The organism is Streptomyces sp. NBC_00289, assembly GCF_041435115.1.
Taxonomy (GTDB): Bacteria; Actinomycetota; Actinomycetes; order Streptomycetales; family Streptomycetaceae; genus Streptomyces.
The window spans coordinates 6,599,891-6,618,234 of the sequence record NZ_CP108046.1; the positions used below are offsets into that span (position 1 = coordinate 6,599,891).

At 69.0% G+C, this 18,344-nt stretch carries 19 protein-coding genes and 1 pseudogene; 7 read left to right on the forward strand and 13 right to left on the reverse strand.

What is annotated here, in order from left to right; translation table 11 throughout:
• Nucleotides 1-10 precede the first annotated feature (10 nt).
• Complete coding sequence (locus OG985_RS29950) at nucleotides 11-1,933, reverse strand: ABC1 kinase family protein (protein ID WP_371671456.1); 1,923 nt, start codon at nucleotides 1,931-1,933, stop codon at nucleotides 11-13.
• Nucleotides 1,934-2,449: 516 nt separating this feature from the next.
• On the opposite strand from OG985_RS29950, the pseudogene OG985_RS29955 reads away from it, so the two are divergent.
• A pseudogene (locus tag OG985_RS29955) lies at nucleotides 2,450-3,651 on the forward strand (PP2C family protein-serine/threonine phosphatase).
• 230 nt (nucleotides 3,652-3,881) lie between these two features.
• Here the strand turns inward: OG985_RS29955 and OG985_RS29960 are convergent.
• The 4 genes from OG985_RS29960 to OG985_RS29975 all read right to left on the reverse strand — a co-directional run bounded on the left by OG985_RS29960 (nucleotide 3,882) and on the right by OG985_RS29975 (nucleotide 6,042).
• Nucleotides 3,882-4,457: a DUF5994 family protein gene (locus tag OG985_RS29960; RefSeq protein ID WP_371671457.1), complete on the reverse strand. Its 576-nt coding sequence runs from the start codon at nucleotides 4,455-4,457 to the stop codon at nucleotides 3,882-3,884.
• Between the two features lie 168 nt (nucleotides 4,458-4,625).
• The gene (locus OG985_RS29965; protein ID WP_371671458.1) at nucleotides 4,626-5,228 is read right to left on the reverse strand and encodes a DUF5994 family protein; all 603 of its coding nucleotides are present in this window, start codon (nucleotides 5,226-5,228) and stop codon (nucleotides 4,626-4,628) included.
• Nucleotides 5,229-5,419: 191 nt separating this feature from the next.
• On the reverse strand, nucleotides 5,420-5,590 hold the full coding sequence (locus OG985_RS29970; protein WP_371671459.1) for a hypothetical protein: 171 nt from the start codon (nucleotides 5,588-5,590) through the stop codon (nucleotides 5,420-5,422).
• Between the two features lie 95 nt (nucleotides 5,591-5,685).
• Entirely contained in the window at nucleotides 5,686-6,042 is a 357-nt protein-coding gene (locus OG985_RS29975) for a PRC-barrel domain-containing protein (protein WP_371671460.1), read from the reverse strand.
• A gap of 519 nt (nucleotides 6,043-6,561) precedes the next feature.
• Between OG985_RS29975 and OG985_RS29980 the strand changes: the two genes are divergently transcribed.
• The gene (locus OG985_RS29980) at nucleotides 6,562-6,831 is read left to right on the forward strand and encodes a hypothetical protein (RefSeq protein ID WP_371671461.1); all 270 of its coding nucleotides are present in this window, start codon (nucleotides 6,562-6,564) and stop codon (nucleotides 6,829-6,831) included.
• A 513-nt stretch (nucleotides 6,832-7,344) separates the two neighbouring features.
• Here the strand turns inward: OG985_RS29980 and OG985_RS29985 are convergent.
• The 8 genes from OG985_RS29985 to OG985_RS30020 all read right to left on the reverse strand — a co-directional run bounded on the left by OG985_RS29985 (nucleotide 7,345) and on the right by OG985_RS30020 (nucleotide 14,708).
• On the reverse strand, nucleotides 7,345-8,061 hold the full coding sequence (locus tag OG985_RS29985; protein WP_371671462.1) for a GAF and ANTAR domain-containing protein: 717 nt from the start codon (nucleotides 8,059-8,061) through the stop codon (nucleotides 7,345-7,347).
• A 157-nt stretch (nucleotides 8,062-8,218) separates the two neighbouring features.
• Entirely contained in the window at nucleotides 8,219-8,980 is a 762-nt protein-coding gene (locus OG985_RS29990; RefSeq protein ID WP_371671463.1) for a GAF and ANTAR domain-containing protein, read from the reverse strand.
• Complete coding sequence (locus tag OG985_RS29995; RefSeq protein WP_371671464.1) at nucleotides 8,977-9,555, reverse strand: hypothetical protein; 579 nt, start codon at nucleotides 9,553-9,555, stop codon at nucleotides 8,977-8,979. The genes OG985_RS29990 and OG985_RS29995 overlap by 4 nt, the downstream gene beginning before the upstream one ends.
• 92 nt (nucleotides 9,556-9,647) lie before the next feature.
• On the reverse strand, nucleotides 9,648-10,076 hold the full coding sequence (locus OG985_RS30000; protein ID WP_371671465.1) for an STAS domain-containing protein: 429 nt from the start codon (nucleotides 10,074-10,076) through the stop codon (nucleotides 9,648-9,650).
• 1,460 nt (nucleotides 10,077-11,536) lie between these two features.
• Nucleotides 11,537-11,782, reverse strand: coding sequence for a hypothetical protein (locus OG985_RS30005; protein ID WP_371671466.1), 246 nt, complete (start codon nucleotides 11,780-11,782; stop codon nucleotides 11,537-11,539).
• Between the two features lie 226 nt (nucleotides 11,783-12,008).
• Nucleotides 12,009-12,635: a hypothetical protein gene (locus OG985_RS30010; RefSeq protein WP_371671467.1), complete on the reverse strand. Its 627-nt coding sequence runs from the start codon at nucleotides 12,633-12,635 to the stop codon at nucleotides 12,009-12,011.
• A 689-nt stretch (nucleotides 12,636-13,324) separates the two neighbouring features.
• Nucleotides 13,325-13,870: a hypothetical protein gene (locus tag OG985_RS30015; protein ID WP_371671468.1), complete on the reverse strand. Its 546-nt coding sequence runs from the start codon at nucleotides 13,868-13,870 to the stop codon at nucleotides 13,325-13,327.
• Between the two features lie 370 nt (nucleotides 13,871-14,240).
• Nucleotides 14,241-14,708: an NUDIX hydrolase gene (locus tag OG985_RS30020; protein WP_371671469.1), complete on the reverse strand. Its 468-nt coding sequence runs from the start codon at nucleotides 14,706-14,708 to the stop codon at nucleotides 14,241-14,243.
• An 18-nt stretch (nucleotides 14,709-14,726) separates the two neighbouring features.
• On the opposite strand from OG985_RS30020, the gene OG985_RS30025 reads away from it, so the two are divergent.
• The 5 genes from OG985_RS30025 (at nucleotide 14,727) to OG985_RS30045 (ending at nucleotide 18,339) form a co-directional block, all read left to right on the forward strand.
• Nucleotides 14,727-15,506 (forward strand): GntR family transcriptional regulator, encoded by a 780-nt coding sequence (locus OG985_RS30025; protein ID WP_371671470.1) that lies wholly within the window; start codon nucleotides 14,727-14,729, stop codon nucleotides 15,504-15,506.
• 139 nt (nucleotides 15,507-15,645) lie between these two features.
• Nucleotides 15,646-15,999, forward strand: coding sequence for a hypothetical protein (locus tag OG985_RS30030; RefSeq protein WP_371671471.1), 354 nt, complete (start codon nucleotides 15,646-15,648; stop codon nucleotides 15,997-15,999).
• 2 nt (nucleotides 16,000-16,001) lie between these two features.
• Entirely contained in the window at nucleotides 16,002-17,357 is a 1,356-nt protein-coding gene (locus tag OG985_RS30035; RefSeq protein ID WP_371671472.1) for an FtsK/SpoIIIE domain-containing protein, read from the forward strand.
• A gap of 86 nt (nucleotides 17,358-17,443) precedes the next feature.
• Nucleotides 17,444-17,650, forward strand: coding sequence for a hypothetical protein (locus tag OG985_RS30040; RefSeq protein ID WP_371671473.1), 207 nt, complete (start codon nucleotides 17,444-17,446; stop codon nucleotides 17,648-17,650).
• Nucleotides 17,650-18,339: a DUF2637 domain-containing protein gene (locus OG985_RS30045; RefSeq protein WP_371671474.1), complete on the forward strand. Its 690-nt coding sequence runs from the start codon at nucleotides 17,650-17,652 to the stop codon at nucleotides 18,337-18,339. The genes OG985_RS30040 and OG985_RS30045 overlap by 1 nt, the downstream gene beginning before the upstream one ends.
• The last annotated feature ends 5 nt before the right edge of the window (nucleotides 18,340-18,344 follow it).

Below are 18,344 nucleotides of genomic sequence, written 5' to 3' on the forward strand. Positions count from 1 at the left end.
GTCCGTCCGGTCAGGACAGCGGACGGCCGAGCAGATGGACGGTCCGCAGGACGACCGCGGCGGACAGCACCAGCAGGTGGTAGCCGATCAGCGCGTACAGACCCGGTCCGCCGGCCGTCGCCGGACCCCCGTCCATGCCCAGCAGCTGTACGCCGAGGACCCCGAAGAAGATCCCGAACATCGCCAGCATCACCCGGCTGAGCAGGTCGCCGATCACCCGCCGGTCGCGCGCGTCCGCGAGCAGCCGTACGTTGACGCCGAGCCGCCCCTCCTCCAGGGCTCCGCCGATCCGGTTCAGGCGCCGGGGGAGGCGGCGCAGCACCGGCATCAGGGCGAGCAGTTCGTCACGTGCCGTGTCCCGCAGGGTCGCGGGCTCCAGCTGCCGGGCGAAGCGGGCCGCGGCGTACTCGCGCGAAGCGGCCAGGATGTCGAACCCCTCCGCCGTACGGCACAGCGTGCCCTCCAGCGTGGCCAGGGCCCGGAACACGGCCGCGATCTCGGGCGGGACGGCCAGCCGGAAGTCGGCCACGAGCCGGAACAGATCGGTGAACATCCGTACGTCGGGGGTCGCGCCCCGGCCCAGGTGGCGGCCGCTGAACTGGCCGAGCGCCCGCTGCAGCCGCTGCTCGTCCACCTCCTCGGGCCGGTCGGTGACCTCCAGCAGCGCGTCGTGGAGCGCGGCCGGGTCACCCCGGTCCACGGCGACGAACAACCCCGCCATGGCGGCCCGCAGCCCGGCGTCCAGCCGGCCCACCGAGCCGAAGTCGAGCAGTGCCGGACTGCCGTCGGGCAGGACCAGGATGTTGCCCGGGTGCGGATCGGCGTGGAAGACACCGTCGTACACGATCTGGTCGAGGAAGGCGGTGAGCAGGGTGTGCGCGAGCTTCCCGCCCTGGCCGGGGTCGGTGTCCCGGACCTGGCCGAGCGGCACCCCGTCGATCCGGCCGAGCACCAGCACCCGTTCGGTGCTCAGCTCCTCGTACAGCGCGGGCAGCGTCACGCTGTGGTCGCGACGCGCCTCGGCGGCCCGCCGTACGGCGGTCAGGTTGCGTGCTTCGGCCCGGAAGTCCAGCTCCTCGCGCAACGCCTCGGCGAACCCGTCGGCGAGCTCGGTCAGGCCGAGCCCGCGCCCCCACTCGGTGCGCCGCCGCAGGGTCCGCGCCAGCCGCGCGACGATGTCCAGGTCGCACTCCACGGCCTCACGGATGCCGGGCCGCTGCACCTTCACGACGACGCGGCTGCCGTCATGCAGTTCGGCGGCGTGCACCTGGGCGATGGAGGCGGCGGCGAGCGGCTCGCGTTCGAAGCGTGCGAACACCTCGGTGGGGGGCGCGCCAAGACTCTCCAGCAGTACGGCCTCCACCTGCGGCCAGGGAGCGGGCGGCACCCGGTCCTGCAGCCGGCTCAGCTCAGTGACGTACGGCTCGGGCAGCAGATCGCGCCGGGTGGACAGCACCTGGCCGAGCTTCACGAACGTGGTGCCGCCCGCCTGGAGCGCCCCGTGCAGCTCCCGGGCGAGCCGCTCGTGCCGCAGGCCGCCGCCGCTTCTGGTGCGGCCGGTCAGATACGGGCCGAGGCCGTGCCGGCCGAGCAGGGACACGATCTCGGAGTAGCGCCGGGCGCGGGCCAGCCGAGCCCGCACCGCCCGCGCCCGGGACAGCAGCCCCGGGCCGCCCGCCGGCAGCACCAGTTCGAGCACCACCAGACACACCATCGCGGACAGCAGACCCGTCCCCAGCATCAGCGGGAACAGCGCGGCGCGCCGCGCTGGATCCTGCATCTGCCCGCCGAGCGTCGCGCCCGACACGGAGATCCCCACCACCGAGGCGACCGCGACCCGCAGCACCCCGGCGTTCACCCCGAGCAGCCGCCGCCCCAGCAGAGCCGGAAGCACCAGCACGACGATCCCACCACCGACCCCGATCAACCACATACCGGGCAGCGTAATGAACAGCCGTGCCAAGAAGGGGAGTTGAACTCGACCCCCACCGGAGCCCGACTCGACAACGCGAGACCACCCGTGTGAATCAAGATCCACCGAATCCCTTGCGCTGTCGCCTCTACCCGGGGCGGAGCCCGCCACCGGCCTTCGGTCGCAGGACTGGACCCGGGCTCCGCGATCACGCGCGTCGGCGGGTGCGGACAACCCGCCCGGCATGCCCGCCATTCGTCCTGACCGTGTGTGACATGCCGCATGTGGCGTAATGGACTCCTCGAGTTGGTTGGCCGCGTCACTCTGTGCGGGTTGATCACGGCCGTCTCGGGAGCTCGAATGTACGGACCAGGTGACGGGGCGAGCGCGCGCCGTGGCCGCCGGCGGATCCGCGGACGTCGGGGCGGGCGCTGGATCCGTGGCACGAGATGAGAAGGAAGACGGTGGCCGAGACTTTGAAGACGCCGGTGCGGGGGTTCGGCTGTGGCGGAAGGTGATGGGCGGCCCGACAAGGGCATGGTGGACCGGTCGGAAGGGTTCGGTGAGCGGCTGCTGGGGGTGCTGTTGGATCGGGCACACGAGATGCCGCCCCAGCTGATCGCCCCGCTGATCGCGGAAGAGGTGGCCAGGGTCGGCGGCCGCGACGTCTCGATCCTGCTGCAGGACTACGGCCAGTTGGTGCTGGTGCCGCTACCGGGTCGGCGGCTGATGGTCGGCGAGCCTGAGTCGATCGACGACTCTCCCGCAGGCAGGGCCTTCCTGTACGCGACCGTTGCCGAGGTGCCCCAGGCCGACGGCGTCCGGATGTATCTGCCCTTGCTGGACGGCAGCGACCAGGTGGGCGTGATGGCCCTCACCCTGGACACCGTCGTCGACGACGACCGGCGGCTGCTGCGCAGACTCGCCGGCCTGGTCGCTGACTTGCTGGTCACCAAGCACAGCTACACCGATCAGTTCTTCCTCGCCCGGCGCCGCGAACCGATGAGCGTGGCCGCGGAGATCCAGTGGTCCCTGCTGCCGCCGCTGGCGATGTCCACCCCGCAGGTCGCGGTGGCCGGAATCCTGGAGCCCGCCTACAACGTCGCGGGCGACAGCTTCGACTACGCCCTCAACGAAGACATCCTGCACGTGGCCATGGTCGACGCGATGGGCCACGGCCTGGACGCCGCCACCATGGCGACCGTCGCCGTCGGGGCCTACCGGCACGCCAGACGTGCCGACGTCGGCCTGTCCGAGATCTACGCGTTCATGGACCGGGCCATCGCCAAGCAGTTCGGGCCCGACCACTTCGTCACCGCGCAGATGATGCGTCTGAACATCGCGACGGGTCACCTGCAGTGGGTCAACGCCGGCCACCCCGCGCCGCTGCTGATCCGCGACAGACGGGTCGTGCGCCAGTTGGCGGGCCCGACCACCTTGCCGGTCGGCTTCGGAGGTGAAGATCCCCGGATCAGCCGGCAGACGCTGCGACGCGGCGACCGGGTGCTGTGCTTCACCGACGGCCTGATCGAGGAGCACGAGGCGGGCGAGGAACAGTTCGGTAGCTCATCCACTGGGTCAACCGCATCGAACAGGGGGAGATGGGAGTACGAGCGGTGGTGCGCTCACTCTCCCATGCCCTCAAGCGGCAACGGGGCGGCCGCACCAGCGACGACGCGACCCTCTTCCTGATCGAATGGCGCGGGGGCGCAGTCGACCACCTCGCCGTCCTGGAGTGAGCCGACAGCACGAGTGGGGAGAGTGGTTCCGGCGGCCTCCGGCCTCGGGGGCGGCCGACGACGCGGGTTCGACGACGGCTTGCCCCGGTTGTTTCTCGCGGTCGGTGGGGTGTCGTAGGAGTGGGGACCGCTGCTCTCCGCAGCCTGTGCGGTGAGCCGGCTGATCACACGAGTGGCCGCAACGGTCAGAATCAGTAGGGCGCTGCAGGCCACGGCGGTGACCATGACGCTCATTTCGCCGAGACCAGGCGGCACGGCCGGGCGCCCGCTGCCCGGTAGGAGGAGGCGGCATCCCGGTCCTCCCAGGTGTCCTCGGAACCCCTGTCCCGGTCGGCATGGGAACTGTCGTGGAGAGCGTTTTCCGCTGCCATGAGCGCGCTCGCCGTCGTCGGAGGGCGGGCGCTGTCGCTTGCGGCGGCCATCAGGCGGGCGGCTGCGGGGGCGCTGGCCTCCGGTGGTATCACCAGCAGGTTCCAACTGCCCGTGGTGTGGGACAGCAGCAGAATCTTGTGGGGGTCGAGCTCCGTCGTGAACCAACCGACTCTCACCCCCAGACCGTTGACGGAGACCTTGCTCGGGAGGGCGGGCCAGTACGTCGGGTTGACAGCGATCCGGGTGATCCGTCCGGACAACGGGTCCAGTACGTCGGCCAGAGCGGAGAGTTCGTGCGTCAGGTCCCGGGAGCGGGGCCACCAGGCACCGTCGAGCGGCCCTCGGGACGTGCTCACGGCTTTCAGTGCGAGGCGAGCGGTCGGAGCTCTGAACGGCACGATCCGCAGCGGGGGTTGGTCGGTGGTCGCGGACATCGCGCGCACCTGTCTCCCGGCCGCTGCTCGGGGCGCGGCCCGGTGTCGTCACTCGCCGAGAACGACACAGGCATGGCGGCCGGTGTGCGAAATACTCTCGATGCCTCCACGCTACTCCCGCAGCGCGTCGAACGGGCCCCGGGCGAGGCGCCGGTATCCAGACCAGCGTCACATGCCTGCCGCCCGAATCGGCACCCGGCCGATGGCGGCCTCCGCGTGTGAAGAGGTGTGCCGGGCGTCGTGTCCGCCTTCGGAGTCCCAGACCGTTTCCCGGGCCGAGTCCCATGCGGCGGCCTCGTCGGCCGTGCCGAAGAGCACGGCCTCCTGGATCAGACCGCTCGCGGTGAGTTGTCGGGTGGGGTCGGTGGCTGTGGTCATCAGCCGGGCCGCCGTGACGGCGTCGGTCTCGGGCGGGATCACCAGCAGGTCCCAGCGGCCGGCGGTATAGGAGAGCAGCAGCAGCTTGTTCGGGTCCTGCTCGGCCTTGAACCAGCCGACCTTCACCACATGGCCCTGGACGGGAATGTTGCGGGGGATGACCGGCCAGAACGTGGGATTCACGGTGACGCGGGTGATCCGCCCCCACAGCGGGTCCAAAACCGCGGTGAGCGCGGGCAGTTCGGCCGTCAGGTCGCGGGAGCGCGGCCACCATGCGCCGTCGATCAGCGCGGGGGAAGTGCCGGGCGGCGCCAGCTGCAGCCGGAGAGGTGGTGGTGAAGAAGGGGAGATCCGGTCTTCGGCCGCGGGCTTGTCGAACGTGGTTGCGGTCATCACGCGGACCCTGCCCCCGGGCCGGCCAGGACCGGCCCGGTGTCGTGAATCGCCGGGGACGGCACGGGCATCGAAGCCGGTGTACGAAGTACCCTCGGTATCTCCACGATACTCCTGGACAGGGGTCGATGGCCGGTTGCCGTGGCGCGAGTTCCACGGCGTGCCGGGACATGGGTGCCCGTTGCCCGCCGTCAGCGGATGGAGTGACGGCCGGCGCGCCGGGACCATCGGACGGAGGCGACGGCCACGTCGGCCGCGAGAACCACGACGCCGATGACCAGCAGATATCCCAGACCCTCGGCCGCCACGCCGACGATTCCCAGGAAAACGGCCACGAGGACGAGGAGAAGGAAGAGCACCATCGCCTGAACGCCTCCCTTGGACTGGACCGGACTGCGCTGGACCGGGCCGTACCGGACTCGGCCGTACCGGACCGGGTGGGACGGGGCGTGGACGCTCAGCGGCGCGCGAGTTGTCGTTCGCCCTTCCCGCCCGGCTGGTAGGGCATGCCGTAGTACTGGAAGATCCCCTTCTCCTGTTCAGCGGGCAGGATGTCGTCCGTGCCGATCGAAGGAGCCTTTCTCACCAGGCTCTTGGCGTAGGAGACCCTGAGGTAGCCCGGCCCGAGGATCGCCTCGTCGAGGGGGACGAAAACAAGGCGCTGGCGGGTGGGCAGTCCGGTTCGCACGGTGGCTGCGGCCGGTTCGTCGGTGGTGGTGTCCACATAGATCGCTTCGAGCACGCCGATCTTGCGCCCCTTCGCGTCCACGACATCATGGTCGCGCCACTCGCGGATATCGGCTGCCTGGATCATGCCCTCTCCCTTCCGGGCGCGACACCCTCACGAGGCATGAGCCAACGGCTCCGGCGCAAACACGCCGGAGCCGCCCTTCCGGGCGGTCGCACGTGAGAGTGAACCAACCCATAACCAACCATACTGCGGCCCACGCGGCCGGGCGTGCCCCCGGCCGGAGAGAGAACTCCGTGACATCGCCGGACCTCCGGATGGCGGGAATCTCCTGGTTCCGCGGGGGCCGGGCGGAGCGGGTTGGGGGGATGCCTCGCCCGAATGATCCGGAGCGGCATGGCCCTACGCCGTGCTGCCAGTCAACGCCCGGCGCCCTCGCGTGTCAACGGTACTTGCGTATGGGGGAGTTCCTCCGGCGGGCCCTGGGGCTGCTGAGGGTGGAGGAGCCACGGTGAAGGTGTCCGTCGGTCGCCGTCGGCAGTCTTCGGGTAGAACCTGTCGGCAGCCTTCGGACAGGACTACGCTGTGCGGTGAGGCCCCAGTCCCCGGTACCGACGCTGTGTTTTGCTCCCGGGGAGGCGCGCTGTGTCCGTTCTGTATCTCGTCCTGATCGTGTTCTTGTTCGGCCTCGGTTTCCTCAACCCCATCTGGTGGGTCGCCGCGGCTGTGTTGGTCTTCGGAGCGACCCGTTACGGCCGCGGGGGCCGAGGCCGCGGCGGTGGATCCGACTTCGGTGAGTACCAGGACTACCGGGACCGCCGGGAGCGTCAGGACCGCTGGGATCGCCGCTACAGCCGTCAGCACCGAGAGCGCTGGAACCGCGAGGACCGGCGGGACCGCGAGCGCCACGGGTGACCGACAAGTGTCGCCGGCGCCTCCTGTGAACGGTGGCCGGCCGCTGCTGCCAGGTCCGTTCCGAAACAGCGTCAAGACCGGAACGCGTACGGCATGCCCTGTTCCGCTCGTCGCGCATCTGCTCTACGGTCAGAGCAAGGCAGGCGGGACTGCGTTCGTGTCAGGAATCCACGCGATTGGCAAGTCCCCCGCTCAGGCTCCCAGCCCCCGAGTCGCAATCGAGGCCGGCCGGAGCCGCATCGCCGGAGAACGCGGCTCCAGCTTCCGTCCTCCTGGCGTTTTCCACTCGGGGTGCTCCCGCCACCCCGTCGCCGCGGAGGACAGCGCGCGACGACCCGATGGCCGGGGGGCCTCGCGTCCTCGCGACCACGGCCGTCGCCGAACACCATCGGCGGCGGCCGTCCGGTCCGGAACGCAGGTTCTGTGACTCGTAGCTCCTGGACCACCACAGCTCCTGGACCGCAGCCCGTGAACCGCAGCCAGGGCGGTGCTGCTGACCTGCGGCGACATCGGTCAGGACCTCAGGCCGGGGAGGGCGTCGGAGTCGTCGATGAACTCGCGGGCCAGGTCGGACAGGCGCCGGTTGTGAGCACGGGCGTAACCGCGCAGTGTGGTGAAGGCTTGTTCCATGTCGATGCCCCGGCGTTCGGCGAGTTTCCCCTTGGCCTGTTCGATCAGGACGCGGCTGTTCAGCGCGTTCTGCAGTTGTTCGTTGAGGACGGTACTGCGGTGCGCGGTGCGCTGTTGCAGCAGGCTGATGGTGGCGACGTCGGCCAGGGCCTGGGCGAGCGGCGTGGCGTCCGGCTCGAAGGGGCCCGGGGCGGCGTGGAAGAGGTTGAGGGCCCCGACGACCTCGTCCCGTAGACGCATCGGCAGAGCCTGGACCGCCCCGAACCCGCTGCGGTGGGCCGCCGCGACAAAGCGTGGCCAGCGGTCGGACTCCTCGCTCAGGTTGGCCACGATGACCGGTGCGCCGGTGCGGAAGCAGTCCAGGCAGGGCCCTTCGTCGTTCTGCAGCTGGAAGAGCTCCAGGAGGCGTACCTGTTCGTCGGAGGCGGCCATGACGCGGAGTGCGCCGTCGCGGTCCGCGAGCAGCACGCCTGCGGCACTCGCGCCGAGCATGCCCACACAGCGGTCGGTCAGCAGGCGCAGGAAATCGATCAGGTCGAAGTCGGCGACCAGGTTGTCCGCCAGCTCGACGAAGGTCTTGGCCAGGAGTCGCTTGTTCATCGTGCACACCCTCCGTTGAGACTGATCCGGCCCGAATGAGGGGACGGGAGGCGCAACTCACTTCTTGTCCGGTTTCCCGGCGTGGTTCCTGGGCGCGGTTCTCGGGTTCGGTTCGCCGTCCGGATCGTCGGCTCGGCTTCCTGGCCCGGCAGAGGTCTCAGGCTTCATCGTCGGCCTGATCCGTGTCCGCGCGCGGGGAAAACGTGAGACGGCGGGCGACCACGTCGGCGGCCACCGCGGCGAGGCGGCGTCCTCTGGCGTAGGCGTGGGCGCGCAGGCGGACGAAGGCTTCTTCGGCACACACTCCGAGCTGGGCCGTGAGCATGCCCGTGGCCTGGTCGATCTCCGCGCGGTACGCGCCCAGGTCCTCGAAGCGACGGTCCGTCGACCGTCCGCCGGCCAGGTCCTCTTCCCCGTCGATCCGGGAGTCGAGCAGGACCAGAGTGGCGGTGTCGGCGAAAGCCAACGCGTCGGCCAGCTCCTCTGCGTCCAACTGGCCCGGGGCTTGGGAGTACAGGTCCAGAACTCCGGGGCTGATCGCCCCCATCTGCAGAGGGAAGGCGAAGACGGCGCGTGCCCCGGCTTCCAGGGCGGCGTCGGCGAACACGGACCAGCGGTGCTGCACTTGAGTGGCGAGCAGATCGGGCGTCAGTACCGCCGAGCCCTGTGTGAAGGCATCCACGCAAGGCCCCTCGCCCAAGGTGAGCTGGAGCTCCTCCAGCTGCTCGCTGACATCGTCGGTGCTGCACAACGGATGGCTCGCCGCGGACTTTGACATCGCGGAAAGTCCGGCTCCGCCGACCGGCAGAGCGGCCGCGGCCGCGGTGCACACATCCACCACGCCGACCCGGGCACCCCGCCGGGCCGCCTGCTCGGCGACCAGTACCTGAATCCGGGACGACCGGCTGTCGGACCTCACCCGGGCCACCGTGTCCAGGCTTCGTGTGCACGACCCTCCGTTGCCGTCGTCCGCTCCACGAGGGGGAGCACCAGCGCGCGGAACGTGGTGGCGCTCGTCTGTTTCCGAACCACTCCGATGTCAAGCCATCCAGAGGAGCGGAGCGAGTCGAGAGTCGGAAGGTCGGCATGATCCACCAAGGTGGCGCCGACAGCGGCCTGGTGGTCGGTCAGCAGCCTCTCCTGCAGACGCTGGGCCAGCTTCTCGTCCTTCGGGTATGGCCGGACCACGGTGTCGCTGATCGCGAAGACACCGCTGGATCTGGTGATCCGCTCAATCCTGTGTCGTAGGGCGCCGTCGAATCCGAGCCACCAGCTGCCGTCACCGAGTACCGGGAAACCGAAGGCGCACCCCGACAGACCGTCCGTCTCCGCGATCACCATGGCGAACCCCGGCCGGCGGATGTCGCCCGCCAGACGGTTCAGGAAGTCCTGGCGGCTGGGACTCCGGTATGTCCTACCGGATCCCGTTGCGCAGGACTCCTCGTAGAGATCCCCGAGATCTTCACGGATGTCCTCCACGAGCCATCGGTTCACCCGTCGTAACCGCACCGCGTCCGCGCCGAAGTCCACACGGGCCCTCTCGTCTCTGCGGGGCTGCCGCGACCATCCCTGATGCGGCCGAGCCATCACACCGCACCGCCCGCGAGGGCAGACGCAGGCGGGACAGGCCGATGCGGCGGGACGGCGGTGGCCCTGGCCGCCGGGGCGTTTCCGGGAGGAGGCGGCAGACGCCCGAATGGGACGCCCGGGAGCAGGAAGTCGCAGCCGGCGACGTCGAGCATGAGGACCAGCGTCGGCGGCGGATGGTGGAGTCGCAGCGTTCCCCCGGCCGCGGTCATGCGGTGTGAGGCGTGGAGGAAGGCGTTGAGGCCGCTGCAGTCGCAGAAGGTGACGGGGGCGAGGTCGACGTCGATGGTGCGGATGCCGTCGCGCAGACACCGTTCCAGTGATGCGCGCACCAGGGGCACCGTCTCGAGGTCGATCTCACCGGCCAGCGTGATCAGTGCCCGATTTCTTCGGTCGTGACGGTGGATCGTGAGCGGCGGAAGGGGCATGACGCCTCGCTTCGGAAGACCGTCCGGCAGTGGACGTCTGGTGCCGGAATCCCGGCTCCTTCGGCCCACTTCCGGCAGCGGAGTACATTCGGCGGAGGTCGGGCAACGGCCGACCGGCCCCGCCTGCGCGGCAGGACTGCGGACACACCCGGTTGTCTCCAGGGATGCGCCGGGCGACGGGCCCGCTCCTTGCGGCGATCTGTGCTCGGCAACGACATGCCGTCGGGGTCTTGGACGTCTGTACGGCAGCCTAGTCCTCGCGCGGCGCGCCGGACGGCCGAAGTCGGCCGTTCCCAGCATGTGGACGGTATCGAGGCAGGGTGGCGTGCGCATGTCCTGTGCACAGCACGGGACTTGGGAGTCCGACCTCGCAGAGATCCGAGCCCGGTGAGCTCCGCACGTCATCGTCACGCGATCATGTACGTCCGGCATCTCCGGCAGTTCTGCCGCGAAGAACCAGCAGCACGGATCCGGACCGCACGGCCCTCGGCTCGCGAAGGCGCGGATGGGGGGAGCGCTGTGACGTGGTGGTCGGGGGCGCGACTGCGGCCGCCCGGGAGACCCCCGACCGGAACTTCCCGGTCTGTTCACCGTCCGGACCGATCATGCTCACCGCAACGGACAGCACACTGCCTCGCCAGGCTGTGAGTCGGCTGTGAGTCCCGAGGTCTCCCCATGGACCGGGGCCCGGTCATGGGTGTAAGCGCCCGTGGCGGGCGCGTCGCGGGAGGTCAAGGCGAGACGCATGGCGCCAAGGGTGATCCGATATGCGACCCTCCTTCAGCCTGCATGCCGATGTGCCCGCGTCCGGGCAGTCGCGACATCACAGGCATCTCTCGCCGACCGCGGAGAGACCGCACCGGGATTCGGAAGGTTCCCAAGAACCGGCCGCGATTGTCCCCAACGGGACTCCCGCCGACTTCACCAGAAGTCCAGCCGCTCCCGTCCACCCACTCCACCGGACTCGCAAACCGCCCTGACCAGCAAAAACGCCCTCCCGGGGGGAGGGCGGGGTGTGGCGCCCCCGGCAGGACTCGAACCTGCGGCCAAGCGCTTAGAAGGCGCTTGGTGAGTTCGCCGGTGCATGCCCTCTGACCTCGTGTTCTTCGGCTGACGATTGCGGACGTGCGGCGTCTTCGACACGCATTCGGCAGAGGGGCGGACGACGCGTGTCTGCTGAAGCCACACGCCCAGGGTATCCGCCTGAACATGCTTGCTCTGATTGCCTACCGCTCGTACGACGGCGCAACGACCGTGTGGGCCTTCGTCGTTGCCATCCTCATCGTGCTGGTGGCGGGTTGGTACATCCGACGCCGAAGGTAAGTCCGACACCCGATTTAAGAGTTCGATCATGGGGCCGTGCGGCCTGCTCCGCGCCCGCGACGCTGAGGGTTGGTGGTGCCCCCCTGCGGCCGTTCCAGTCCGTTGCCGTCCAGGGGTGTTGATGTCATCCGCTGATGTCACGTCGCGGAGGGCCGGCGCGCTGCCAGTCGCCGCAGCCTGCGGCGGCGCTGTCCCGCTGTGCCCTGCTGAGCTCTCACGATGGCGACCGTCTGCGGATCACTGATCAGGTCGTAGTCGTACATCAAAAGCGCGTCGTCGTCCTCGGCGAGCAGGCATCGCAACGTGTCGATGTGACGCTCAGGGCTAGTGAGTAACCGCTTCGACTCCAGCCAGGCGGCCAGACCACCATCGTCTTCCAGCACGGAACCACCGTAGTCAGCCGGCCCGGCATCGTCGCCCCAGTTCTCCGGGTGCAGACATAACGCGTCCAGGGTGGCAGATCATCGCCGGGGGCCCAGGCCAGAGCGGGGTGGGAGGGGGACCCCTGCGCGTCGTCTGTCGGCGTCGGTCGGCCTCGGACGGCCCAGGGACGGCCCAGGACTCAGTCGGCCTCGACCGGCCGTGCCCAGGCAGCGGTGCCACCGTCCGTCACTCCATCTGCACGGGAGCAACCGGGAGCTGTTCCCTGTAGGGCCAGGTGAAAGTGCGATCGGGCTCGAGGTGCGCGTCCCCCCAGTGGATGGCATGGATGCCGTTCTCGGCGTCGGCCGTGAAGAACACACAGACCAGCCTGGTGGAAGCTCCCAGCTCCTCGAACACTTCGTGCAGCCCCAGGTACTCCTCGGTCGCCAGGTCCTCATCGACATCGAACAGGCCTTCCGGAGGCTGCGGCCCGTGCGCCCTGAACAGCCGATGCCGAGTAGGCGATGCGTTGGCCGGCAACCGGGCTCGATCCAGGGGCTTCGGCCTGTCCGCGTACCGGAAGGGGAAGAGTGCGTGATCATTGATCACCGCATACTCGTACCCCCGCACGTCGCGCACGGCTTCCCCCAGCTCTCGCGCCGTCTCCGCCAGGTTCTCGCGCACCACCCCAGCGAGGGCGACACCGTACGGACTCCGCTTCTTCAGTCCCGCGGCGAGGTGCGCGGCGTGAGCCTTCCCGTGCGCCTTGGCCAGTTGCACCGGGACCGCAGCGGCAAGTGCGCCAGCGTGCCGCCCAAACCGCTCGATGGCCCAGGCCGACGGCCCTACCGGATAGCCACCCAACACCGACATGCAGTGCTCCCCTCCCCCAGGTCCGGCCCACTGAACTGTGTGACACGTACACGAAGGGCGCACAAGGGGGCGATCTGGCCAGGGCGTCCAACGCACGCTCGTCTCTCAGACCATCCACAACTGATCACCGGCGGCCGTGACCTGCGGCTGCGCTATGGATCAACGCCCTGACCTGCTGCTGAGCTGTCGGTAGCTGTCGACGTTGGTCAACGTTGAGCGCCCTTCCGCGGCCCGAGGGCGGCCCGGGAGGGCGCTCGTGCGTGAGTGTCCGCCGTCGCTTCTCGTCCTGCTCACAGTGCGTTGCCGTCCTGCGTAGTCAATCATTCGTTGACGAGCTTGCAATCCTTGGCCGAGACGTTCGGGGCCCTCACCTGTGACGTTGCGGGCTGAGGGGGCCTTATAGGCTCGGATAACATTTTCCTGTGCTGCGGCCCCTTCTTTTGCGAGTGCCACTATTGCTTAGTCGGTAGCGGTGTTCCGTGAAGGAAAAGGGGTGGAACTGCTAATGCGAAACTCTCGATACGGGAAAATGATGGCCCTCGCGCGCGTTCTGGATGTGAGGATGTTCGTTCAAATCGGGTTACTCATCGCTTGTTCGCAATTCGTCAGTCCAGAGCAGATGACGGCTGTGTCAGGGATGCTCCTGTTGATCCAACAAGCCTCCGTTCGCGGAGGGGGCGCGGGCGCGTCTAGTTCTCGTCCTCAGGATCCTGCGCTACTTCCTCCGGAAGGTCTGCATCAAACGCAATCCAGCGGAATGCCAGGTTCAGGTTCATGAGGTGGTTCTCATGCCTGTCCTGGGCATCTGCGACGTACCCGAAGCGCGCCTGACGGCGGCGATTCATATGATTCTGCTCGGCTTCTCCCTTGCCTCCGGCGAGGCGAATGAAGCGCTGCTCTGCGGATTGCCTGCTTCGCATGGCCATGGCATCGGCTATCTCGCGAAACGTGATCCCTCGACGTCGAGCCTCTCGGAGCAGCCGCTCCTCTGAAGCCTCCACGAGTACCTGCATTTCAGCCACTAGAGTCAGAGCGTCTAGCATGTCCTGATCTGTTCTGCGCGTTCCGCGGGACGGATGCGACATGATGGAGATGAATGCGGCGACGTCGATCATAAAGTGCCGCGCCTCTTGGAATTTCTTTTCGTGTCGCTTGGAGAGTCGAATGCAGGCGCGCACTGCTTTATGAGGTAGCCAGGTATGCCGGTCCATTCTTTTCTGATCGCGAGGAGCCATAAGGCAACTCTAGATCCGTTGGGTGGGGCGGGAGTCTGGTTCCGAGAAGGTCGGTGGAACGGCTTTGGGCTGGAGCTGCTTTGGGGCGAGTGATCATGGCCCCGTAAGCTTCCGGCGCGTCGGGCAGTCTGTGGACCTGCCCGTTAAAGCACGACGTTGGGGCCATGATCTTAGAGGCTCGCCCCAAAGTGGCTGCCTAAAGCCGTGGAGCCGACCGCCCCAGCCACAGAGGGTGTCTCCCACTTCATGCCCGCAGCTCGCCAGCGCGCCGCCGGGCGCGGCCAGCCGGGGCGCAGACAGGAGGCAGGCCGCGCCGCAGAGGCGGCGCGCGCCCGCGCCGTGCGCGGGCCTTGATGAAGTAGGGAAAGTTCTACCGCGCTGCGATCAGGCTCTTGCCGTCATGGCTCCGCACGTGAGGCCCGTTGCCGTCCAAGGCGTCCAGGAGCCGGATGGCGAAGACCTCGGCCATGCGTTCGCTGACCTCTTCGGGCGTGAGCCAGTCGACCTCGGTTGATTCGCTGGAGGTGCGCTCTGTGCCGCCTGAAGGCTTGCAGCGGAAGACAAGGGCGACGATGCCCCGGGTGGTGTTCTTGTAGACCCCGGTGAGCTGGTCCACCTCGACGTGGATGCCCGTCTCTTCCAAGACTTCGCGGGCGACGCCGGCCTCGGGGGTCTCGTTGAGTTCGAGTACGCCGCCGGGAAGTTCCCAAGTGCCGTTGTCCGCGCGGCGGATCGCCAGGAGTCGGCCGTCCTCGCCGATGACCACTCCGGCCACGGACACGGAGTGGAGCGGCGTTGACTCGCCTTCCTGGGCACTGTTACTCATGTGCAGGAGCATAGGAGGAAGAGAAGGACTATGGGAACAGCAGTAGGAGGTGAGCGGTCCGTACCTCGCTACGTACAGATCGCAGACGAGATCGTGCAGCAGATCCGGGCCGGTGTCATCAAGCCCGGCGACATGGTGCCCAGTGAGTCCGAGCTGGTGGACCGCTACGGCGTATCAGGCGGCACGATCCGTAAGGCCATGGTCGAGGTGCGTGCGAGCGGGCTGGTCGAGACACGGCACGGCAAGGGCTCGATCGTGAAGGATCGGCCGCCCGTGCGCCATCGGTCCTCCGACCGCTTCCGGCGTTCACTTCGGCAGGGTGGCAAAGCTGCCTATCTCGCCGAGTCTGCGCAGTCCGGCGCCACGGCCAAGGTGAGCGTCCTCTACATCGGCCCAATGGAGGCCCCGGAGGATGCTGCGGAGCGCTTGGGCGTCCCCGCCGGCACTCAGGTGCTCGCCCGGCGACGCCTCTACTTCCGTAACGGCACGCCCGTCGAGACGGCGACGTCGTACCTCCCGTGGGACGTCGTGAAGGACATCCCTGAGCTGTTCGCCGAGAACCCCGGCGGTGGCGGCATCTACGCCCGACTCGAAGACCACGGGCACGAGTTCGAGGAGTTCGTCGAGACCCTGCAAGGGCGGCCGGCCTCCAAGGCGGAGTCCTCGGAGCTGGCTCTCAGCCCCGGCGCCCCCGTCATCCACCTGATCCGTGAAGCACGTACGACCGAGGGACGCGTGGTCGAGGTCTGTGACACGCTCATGGCCGCTGACCAGTTCGTTTTCGAGTACCGGATCCCCGCCCTCGACTGACGCATCCTCAACTCCCCTCAGCCCGTCGCGACTTCTTCTTCGCGGCGGGTTGACTCATGTACAGGAGTCATGCACTCTTCTTCATGTCACTCATGTACATAAGTGACGGAGTCCAGCCTCTATAGAGGAGTGAATCGCTGTGCGTCAGATTCCCGTAGACACGTCCGCCGCGACCGTGATGGTCGCCAAGGCTCCGCAGCCCAAGGTCAAGGACCGCCGTACCGGTGAGATCGCCCTCGACAAGGACGGCGTCACGCTGATGACGGTGGAGGTCATGTTCTCCACGCCGGATGAGGTGGAGATCCTCAAGCTCACCGTTCCGCAGCCGGGCGTCTCCGAGGACCTGGCGATGGGGACTCCGGTCGCGCTGACCGGTCTGGTCGCCTCGGCGTGGGAGAACGAGTTCAACGGCCAGAAGCGCCACGGGATCGCCTTCCGGGCGGTCGCCGTGACCTCGCTTGTCGCCGCTGCCTCGAAGCCGAAGGCTGCCTGATCATGACCTGGTTCATGGTCGCGCTGGTGCTGGTCGTCGCTGCTGCGGGTCTTCTGCGGTGGCGGCGCCCCGCCTGGTACTGGCTGACCTTCGGCGTCACCCTCGCCGGGCTGCGGGTCCTGGTCCGCTACTCCTCCGTCATGGACGCCTGCGGGCTGACGGTCCCGCCCTCCCGCTGGCGCCTGGCTCTCGCCCGGATAGGCAACCGGCCGGCGCCCGGCCCCCGGGCCCCCCGCATCCTGCGGCTGCGCCCCACCCGCACGGGCCTGGTCCTGCGGCTCAAGCTCCGACCCGGTCAGGACGCCTTCGACGTCGCGGCGGCCTCCGACCGGCTGCGCCACTCCTTCGGCCTGTACGGCGTCACCTCGCGTGAACTGCGCTCCGGTGTGGTCGAGGTGAGGATGACCGGCTACGACGTCCTCAAGCGGGTCCAGATGCCTGCCAGGACCGACACCCGCCCGATGCGGGTCCCGGTCGCCCTGCGGGAGGACGGCTCGGTCCACTACCGCGACTACCGGACGGTCCCGCACGGGCTGACCCTTGGCGCCACGGAGTCGGGGAAGTCCGTCTTCCAGCGCAACCTGGTCGTCGGGCTGGCCCCGCTGGATGTCGCGCTGGTGGGCATCGACTGCAAGCAGGGCGTCGAGCTGTTCCCGCTGGCCCGCCGCTTCTCCGCGCTCGCCGACAACCCGGACACCGCCGTCGACCTCCTGGAGGCCCTCGTCACGCACATGGAGGGCGTCTACCAGATGATCCGGGCCGAGCAGCGGATCACGGTGGACGTGCCGGACGCGGAGATCGCCGCCGACATTTGGGACCTGCCCGACCACCTGCGCCCGGTCCCGGTCGTGGTCCTGGTCGATGAGGTCGCCGAACTCGCCCTGTTCGCCACCAAGGAGGAGGAGAAGCGGCGCGACCGCATCATCACCGCCCTGGTCCGCCTCGCCCAGCTCGGCCGGGCCGCCGGCATCTACCTCGAAATCTGCGGGCAGCGCTTCGGCTCCGAACTCGGCAAGGGCATCACCATGCTCCGCGCCCAGCTCACGGGCCGTACCGCGCATCGCGTCAACGACGAATCCTCCGCCAACATGGCCTTCGGCGACATCTCCCCGGACGCCGTCCTCGCCGCCATCCAAATCCCGACGGACACCCCCGGCATCGCCGTGACCGGTGACTCCTCCGGTGGCTGGGCCCGTATCCGTGCCCCGCACACCTCGCTGCGCGAGGCCGTGAATATCTGCAACAAGCATGCGGAGCGCACCCCGGACCTGCCCGCCCTGGCGGCCTTCCGGCCCGCGCTCGCCCCGCTGGCTCCGGCCCGGGTGCCGCTGTCCAAGACAGCCCCCGCCACCGCCTGACCCTTCCCCGCACCCCCGGTCGGCGTGACCGCCTTCGCGCCAGGTCCCTACCCCCGCCATGTCTGCAGAAGGGAGGAAGCCCCGTCATGTGCCCGCACTGCGAGGACTTCGCCCGCACCGTCCTGATGCTCGGTCAGCTCGCTCTCTACGGTGACACCGCCGGAGCCGACGCCTACTTCATCGAGATCGTCGGTACGTCTCTGGCCGCGTCCCTGCCGGAGCCGCCGCCGGGGACGTTCCCGCCCGGCTACGACCCCAGCGACGGCCCGCCCTACCCGGGTGAGGGGTTCTGATGGCCCGCCCCGCCCTGCGCGTGGACGCGGTGTTGGTCCAGGCCGTCATTGCCGGGGCCCTGTCCTTCGCCCACCTCCACGATCTGGCCGCCGCTGCCGGACAGGACGGCTGGAAAGCCTGGGCCTACCCCGTGTCCGTGGATCTGCTCCTGGTCGCCTCCTGGCGGCGGCTGCGGAGCGATGGCCCGTCCCGGCTGGCCTGGTGCTGGTTCCTGATTGCCTTGGTGGCCTCGCTCGGCGCCAACGTCGCCACCGCCGGACTCCTCGACCTCCACCACGTCCCGGCCTGGCTGAGCATCCTCGTCGCCGCCTGGCCCGCGCTGGCCTTCATGGGCGGCACTCTCCTCGCCCACTCCACCACCGACCACCCGGCGGCAGAAGTGCCTGCCACCACCGCCGCACCCGTACCGGTCACCGCGCATGAGCCGGAAGCCATCCCGGATGCGCTGACCGAGGCCGGAGACCTCGCCGCGCTCCCGGCCGCCGAACCTGTCACGACGCCACAACCCGCCCCGGCTACACCCGCTACTCCTGTTCCGCCGGTCCCGGCCGCGCTGGTCGATCACGCCCGCAAGGTCGCCGCCGACCACCAGACCCGTACCGGGAGCCGGATCGACGCCGACACCCTGCGCGCCCGCCTCGGCGTCCCGCCGCAGCTGGCCGACGCCATCGCCGCCCAGCTCGCCTGAAACCG

Bases quoted from the DNA above. Each gene is read 5' to 3' on its own strand.
- OG985_RS29950 (WP_371671456.1), bottom strand. From the start codon at position 1,933: ATGTGGTTGATCGGGGTCGGTGGTGGGATCGTCGTGCTGGTGCTTCCG.
- OG985_RS29960 (WP_371671457.1), bottom strand. From the start codon at position 4,457: ATGTCCGCGACCACCGACCAACCCCCGCTGCGGATCGTGCCGTTCAGA.
- OG985_RS29965 (WP_371671458.1), bottom strand. From the start codon at position 5,228: ATGACCGCAACCACGTTCGACAAGCCCGCGGCCGAAGACCGGATCTCC.
- OG985_RS29970 (WP_371671459.1), bottom strand. From the start codon at position 5,590: ATGGTGCTCTTCCTTCTCCTCGTCCTCGTGGCCGTTTTCCTGGGAATC.
- OG985_RS29975 (WP_371671460.1), bottom strand. From the start codon at position 6,042: ATGATCCAGGCAGCCGATATCCGCGAGTGGCGCGACCATGATGTCGTG.
- OG985_RS29985 (WP_371671462.1), bottom strand. From the start codon at position 8,061: ATGAACAAGCGACTCCTGGCCAAGACCTTCGTCGAGCTGGCGGACAAC.
- OG985_RS30000 (WP_371671465.1), bottom strand. From the start codon at position 10,076: ATGCCCCTTCCGCCGCTCACGATCCACCGTCACGACCGAAGAAATCGG.
- OG985_RS30010 (WP_371671467.1), bottom strand. From the start codon at position 12,635: ATGTCGGTGTTGGGTGGCTATCCGGTAGGGCCGTCGGCCTGGGCCATC.
- OG985_RS30015 (WP_371671468.1), bottom strand. From the start codon at position 13,870: ATGGCTCCTCGCGATCAGAAAAGAATGGACCGGCATACCTGGCTACCT.
- OG985_RS30020 (WP_371671469.1), bottom strand. From the start codon at position 14,708: ATGCTCCTGCACATGAGTAACAGTGCCCAGGAAGGCGAGTCAACGCCG.
- OG985_RS30025 (WP_371671470.1), top strand. From the start codon at position 14,727: ATGGGAACAGCAGTAGGAGGTGAGCGGTCCGTACCTCGCTACGTACAG.
- OG985_RS30035 (WP_371671472.1), top strand. From the start codon at position 16,002: ATGACCTGGTTCATGGTCGCGCTGGTGCTGGTCGTCGCTGCTGCGGGT.
- OG985_RS30040 (WP_371671473.1), top strand. From the start codon at position 17,444: ATGTGCCCGCACTGCGAGGACTTCGCCCGCACCGTCCTGATGCTCGGT.
- OG985_RS30045 (WP_371671474.1), top strand. From the start codon at position 17,650: ATGGCCCGCCCCGCCCTGCGCGTGGACGCGGTGTTGGTCCAGGCCGTC.